The organism is Labrys neptuniae (assembly GCF_040797145.1).
Classification (GTDB): Bacteria; Pseudomonadota; Alphaproteobacteria; order Rhizobiales; family Labraceae; genus Labrys; species Labrys neptuniae.
Window position 1 is genome coordinate 1 of the sequence record NZ_JBFNQD010000038.1, and the last position, 5,642, is coordinate 5,642.

Below are 5,642 nucleotides of genomic sequence, written 5' to 3' on the forward strand. Positions count from 1 at the left end.
TTTCCTTCGTTGCATTCCCACTCTCCAGTTCCGTCAAACACCTTATCTCGATGTCCACGAAACCGGCAGCAGGCCACGTCTCGTTTATTGCTTGGGACCTTCAATGATTATTCATTCGGCAGAGACGATGCCCTGCATCTATTCGCAGCGATAGGTGACGCTGATGGGACCATTGGCCCGTCTGTAGACCAGCTGGCGCTGGGTAACGCTGACGACGGTGACCGGGATTGACCCGTTGGAACTCTGGACGATGCAGCGTGGGACCATGTTCCAATAAGGTTGCGCAAAGTTGATTGTGCAGGTTGCCGGCCCCGCACGGGGACCCGCATCATTGACCGTGCCAGAATTGTTGGAAGAACCGGGAGACACAGACGAGCCGGCACCGCACAGGGCAGCGCTCGTCGTCGCCAAGCCACGCTTGAAAATCTCCATGTCGTAATAGGTATAGGTGCGTTCCGTACTTTCGATCGGAAACCCACCGGCAGGATCCGTCTCCGTATAGTACGCATTCGCTGGCGGGACGAACCGGGCACCGGGGGAGCGCCACCTTGTCCCATATTCCGTGACCGTGTTGGGCCTCATCCAGAATTGGAAATCCAAGTCCGGGTGATGATAGTTGCTGAAGTAGAAAAAGCCTTTGGTGACCTTAAGGTGCGGCAAGCCAATCTGATTGTTGGCAAAGACGACGTCACTGGTGCGGGAGTTGAGCCTGAAGACACTTTCCACGGTAGCCCCCGCTGCATCCGAAACATAGATGTTGTTGTTCTCCATGCGAATCGAGGTGGTGCCGATGTCAGCTTGGCCCGACACGCCGACATCGCCACCGAACTCGAAAAGGGATTTGTTGTCTGCCCAGTTGCTCGTGGACGGCTTGGGGTAGATCAACCAGAGACCGTCGCGGACGATGACGTGGGTTCCCCCGCGCATCTGGACGAATTGGCCGATAGCCTCCCCCGACATGTCTTCGAACTTGAAGAACAGGCCGCCATATCGGCGATCATCGGAGGTCACTGTGATGCAATCCTGGCTATGCCCGCAGCCAGAGTTGCGGATGGTAAAGTCTTCAAGGCCGATCGTTCCTGCGGGCTTTCCCGCCACGAGCGACTTCAAATAATATGCCTGGCGGAATGCCTGAACCCCGCTGTCGTAGATCTTGTTCTCGAAGGACGCCGTTCCTTCGTAGTAGAAGCCGATGCCGGTGTTCTTGCGCTCATTATCTGGATTGTAGCACTGGACGCGCGTCAACATGGTGCCTTGAGGATCGGTCAACCTCAGGCAGTTGTTGAAGCCAACGACCCTGACATTGTCCAAACGGGTCCAGTTCGCTTTCCTGTCATAGAGCGCCCAAGCCGCACTCGTGGTGGACTGATAGGCCGTGTCCAGGGTGAGATCGATATTGCGAAGCTCAACGCGAGATCGCTGCGAAGCGCCGGCGCAGTGTTCAATCCCATTGCCGCTATGCTTCACCACTATCTTGGTGACGCCATTATAGGATAACAGACTCTCCCCCTGGATAATTACAGCCTTATCGCAAAGGACCAGAGGCTTGGTGAACGCGATCGTTCCAGGACCGAGTCGAAGAATGACGTCGCCCACGGAAGCCTGGATGGCCGAGGCAATGGCCGCTTCATCGATGTTGTCCGTGAGGGCCTGGGCTCCAGGCAAGACGGCGCGCCATTGCCGGAGAGTCCACCCGGCTGTATTGCGGCCATTGAGATTCATCACCCCGGAGAGCGGGCGGCTGACGCCATCACCCACATATCCATAGCCGCCCAGATCCTTCTCTGTGACTTCTCGCGCCTTGAGAGCTCCTGATGAGCCGCTCAATGTTCCCTTGACATCGGGGCACCCCTGACGCGTGCCTTCGACTACCGTTGCGTTGTTGACGGCCCCAATGCCGGAGCACCGTGAAGCACTGGTAGGGTTCATTTGAAGGACTTGATCGCCACCAGATTGTGTCTGCGCGAACGCCGGCCCTGCACATAGAACAACGAGGAGCGTCGCGATGAAGGGAATCATGATGATCGGTCCCTCGATGTCGTGACCATGTTGAAGGTGGTGTAGCGCGCTGAAACGCGACACAAGCAGCTGGTTCTCGCAGATTCGGCAGCGTGCATCTTGTAGGATCTCGCGCCAAAGGTCTCGGAAAGAAAGCGTTCCGCCGTTCCTGTTCCCGCTCGACAGGATCGCTATCCAAACGAGGAAAAGCATGCCGCCACGAGCCAGGCCATCAACTGCTCGTCTTTCGCGCCCAGTTCTCGCTCGCCCGGCCAGACCAGTCCGTAATGCGTGCCGTCGGCCCAGAAACCGGCGGGCGCGGTGAGGCGGCCTCGCTTGAGGTCGTCGGTTGCCAATACCAGCGGCCCGAGGGCCACACCCAGGCCCGCCGAGGCCGCTTCCATCATCAGGAAATGATGGTCGTAGAAGCGGATTTCCTGCGGGCGCGGCCGGTGGGGGTGGCGCGCCAGCCATGTCGGCCAGGCGTCGGGGCGCGTCCTGCTGCCGAGGCCGATATAGGCGCCCTCCTCGAAATCGGCGAGGCGGTCGGGCACCATCACCGGCCCGACCTTTTCGGCGAACAGGCGCCGGACCTGCCAGGTCTCGGGCATGGCGAAGTCGAGGCGGCGGATGGCGAGATCGATACGCTCGCGCGCGAAATCGATCGAGCCGCCGCCGACCGAAAGATGCAGGGCGATCGCCGGATGGGCTGCCTGGAAGCCGCCCAGGCGCGGGATTAGCCAGCGCATCGCCACCGAGGGCTCGCAGGACAGCACCAGGGCATCGTCCTGCGTCGCCGCGGCGCGCAGGCCCTGAACGGTGGCGCGCAATTCGCCGAAGAAACGGTTCACCGTCAGGAACAACGTCTCGCCCGCCGCCGTCAGCTTGAGGCCGCGGCCGCTCTTTTCGAACAGCCGGAAGCCCAGATCATCCGAGAGTTTGGCGATGCGCCGGCTGACTGCGCCATGCGTCAGTGCCAGCGTGTCGGCGGCCAGGCGTACCGAGCCCAGCCGCGCCGTGGCCTCGAAGGCACGCAAATCATCGAGGGAGGGAATGACGGAGCGATCCATTGGTGATCTAGTATCACCGGTTCCGGCCAGAAACTATCGCTTTTTCCGGGCTCGATTTCCTCGATAATCAAGCCATGCAAACCATTCCCTCCGAAGACGCCGGCTTGGCCGGCAGACAGCAGCCGGATATCGGCTCGTCTGCAGCCTCCCCGCCGCTTGCCATCACCATGGGCGATACCGCCGGCATCGGGCCCGAGATCATCGCCAAGGCCTTTGCCGAGGGCTGCGGCCCCTGCATCGTCTATGGCAGCGCTGGCGTGATGGCCGATGCCGTGGCCCGCCTTGGCCTGGCATTGCGGGTTCGCAGCATCGCCGAGCCGGAGAAGGCCCGGTTCAGCCCTGATGTCATCGATGTCGTCGATGCCTGCGACATCCACGAATCTCCGCCGCTCGGCCGGATCAGCGCGGCTTGCGGCAAGGCTGCCTATGACGCGCTGCTGGCAGCCATCGGCGCCGCCAGAACGGGCACGGTGGCAGGCATCGTCACGGCCCCGATCAACAAGGAAGCGCTGGCGGCAGCGGGCCTGTCCTACCCAGGCCATACCGAGATCCTGGCCGCCCATGGCGGAGCCGCGCGGGTGGCGATGATGCTGGCCAATGACGAGATCCGGACAGTTCTCGTCACCATTCATACCGCGCTACGCCTTGCCATCGAACAGGCCGATTTCGCGGCCCAGATGGCGGCGATCCGCTTTGCGCATGAAGGCGGGCGGGCGCTCGGCATTCCGGCGCCACGCATCGCCGTCGCCGGCCTCAATCCCCATGCCGGCGAAGGCGGCCTGTTCGGCAGCGAGGAGATCGAGATCATCGCGCCGGCCATCGCGGCGGCACGCCGCGAGGGCATCGACGCCAGCGGCCCCTGGCCCGGCGACACCGTGTTTTTCCAGGCCCGGCGCGGCCGGTTCGACGTGGTGGTCGCCCAATATCACGACCAGGGGCTCATTCCGATCAAATATCTCGGGCTGGATCGGGGCGTTAACATCACACTGGGCTTGCCTTTCATCCGCACCAGCCCCGATCATGGCACGGCGTTCGACATCGCCGGACAGGGCATCGCGGATCCTGCAAGCCTCATGACCGCCATCGCCTATGCCCGGCGTCTCATTGCGGCCAAAGCCGATACTGAAAGAGAGAGGGTCTCCTGATGGGTCTTCGCTTCATCTTCATGCTCACCCGCAACGACCAGACTGTCGAGGATGCGGACATGCATCTTCAAACGGCACTGAAACTCGGGATCCGCCATATCGGCTTCAAGGATATCGGCTTGCCGATCGAGCGGCTCAAGGACCTCAGCCGGATGATCCGGGCGGGTGGTGCGACCTCCTATCTCGAAGTGGTCTCGCTCGATCGCGACAGCGAACTGGCCTCGGCCCAGGCCGCTGTCGAGATCGGTGTCGATATCCTGCTTGGCGGCACGCATGTCGAGGAGGTGTCGGCGATCGTCAGGGGCACCCGGATCCGCTACTGCCCCTTCCCCGGCCGCATCAGCGGCCATCCCAGCGTGCTCGAGGGCGGCATCGAGGAGATCGTTGCCAGCGCCCGCAGGATCGCGGCCCATGAAGGCGTGCACGGCCTCGACCTGTTGGCCTATCGCTCGAGGGAAGATGTGCCGGCGCTGATGCAGGCCGTGTGCGCCGCGGTGTCCAAGCCCGTCTACATGGCCGGATCGATCGAGACGCCCGGCCAGATCGCGGCGGTGAAGCAAGCCGGCGGCATGGGCTTCACCATCGGGACCGCCGCGCTCGACGGGCGCTATCCGGCCGAGAGCAAGGATGTGGCGGGCCAGCTTGCCGCCATCATGCGGGACGTGGCGGAGATCAACAACCATCTCTCCCCCTATCACAAGCAGAGCCTTACCTCAGCTTTCGGCGCCTTTGCCGACACCGCTTCGCCCCGGATTGCCGGGCGGATCAACGACATCGAGATCAAGCTCGCCAAGATCGAGGCCGAATCCGGCTGGCATTTCAACGCCAGGGAGGACGCCTTCCTGCTGGTGCACAAGGGCCGCCTGCTCATGCGCTTCCGCGACCGCGACGAAGTCGTCGAGGAGGGCGATTTCATCATCGTGCCGCACGGGGTCGAGCATTGTCCGGAGGCGCTGACCGCCGAATGCCAGATCGTGCTGATCGAGCCGCCTCGCAGCCACGCCTGAACGCTGCGCCGGACTGCAACGCTCAGTCCGCGCTCCCCTCCTCCGCTCGTCCCCTCGCCTCGACGATCGCGGACTGCAGGGTGAACAGGCGGTACAAGGTCAGCGCCGCCTTGTAGGGATCGCCATCGCAGTCGCGGATGATGCCGTCCAGGGCTGCCGCTTCCTCCGCGGTCGCCGGCACGACCTCGTCCGCAAAGAGCACTTTCGGATCTATCGCCATCCCTGCCTCCCATCCTCGACTCAGCGCGAAATTAGCCGGGAAGCCAGGCGTTGGCCAGCATTTTGTTCTTGAATTGTTCTTATTTGAAATTCCGCCGCGCCGGACGAAAAAGCCCGGCGGAGCCGGGCTCAGACTGCTGACAAACCAGTAGCGTTAGTCAGCAGTTTTTGATTCAGTGGGTCATGTTGAAGAAACCCGGCCC

The 5,642-nt window shown here is 62.4% G+C and carries 5 protein-coding genes; 2 read left to right on the forward strand and 3 right to left on the reverse strand.

Annotation, left to right across the window (positions count from 1 at the left end):
• Nucleotides 1-138 precede the first annotated feature (138 nt).
• A complete protein-coding gene (locus ABXS05_RS34775) occupies nt 139-2,211 on the reverse strand; it encodes a hypothetical protein (protein WP_367627077.1) in 2,073 nt (690 codons plus the stop codon).
• A complete protein-coding gene (locus ABXS05_RS34780) occupies nt 2,190-3,068 on the reverse strand; it encodes a LysR family transcriptional regulator (RefSeq protein ID WP_367627078.1) in 879 nt (292 codons plus the stop codon). The genes ABXS05_RS34775 and ABXS05_RS34780 overlap by 22 nt, the downstream gene beginning before the upstream one ends.
• Before the next feature lie 74 nt (nt 3,069-3,142).
• On the opposite strand from ABXS05_RS34780, the gene pdxA reads away from it, so the two are divergent.
• The gene (pdxA, locus tag ABXS05_RS34785) at nt 3,143-4,213 is read left to right on the forward strand and encodes a 4-hydroxythreonine-4-phosphate dehydrogenase PdxA (RefSeq protein WP_367627079.1); all 1,071 of its coding nucleotides are present in this window, start codon (nt 3,143-3,145) and stop codon (nt 4,211-4,213) included.
• Entirely contained in the window at nt 4,213-5,220 is a 1,008-nt protein-coding gene (locus tag ABXS05_RS34790) for a cupin domain-containing protein (RefSeq protein WP_367627080.1), read from the forward strand. Before pdxA ends, ABXS05_RS34790 begins: the two co-directional genes overlap by 1 nt.
• Nucleotides 5,221-5,242: 22 nt before the next feature.
• Here ABXS05_RS34790 and ABXS05_RS34795 read toward each other — a convergent pair whose 3' ends face one another.
• A complete protein-coding gene (locus ABXS05_RS34795) occupies nt 5,243-5,440 on the reverse strand; it encodes a hypothetical protein (RefSeq protein ID WP_311938888.1) in 198 nt (65 codons plus the stop codon).
• Nucleotides 5,441-5,642: the final 202 nt, after the last annotated feature.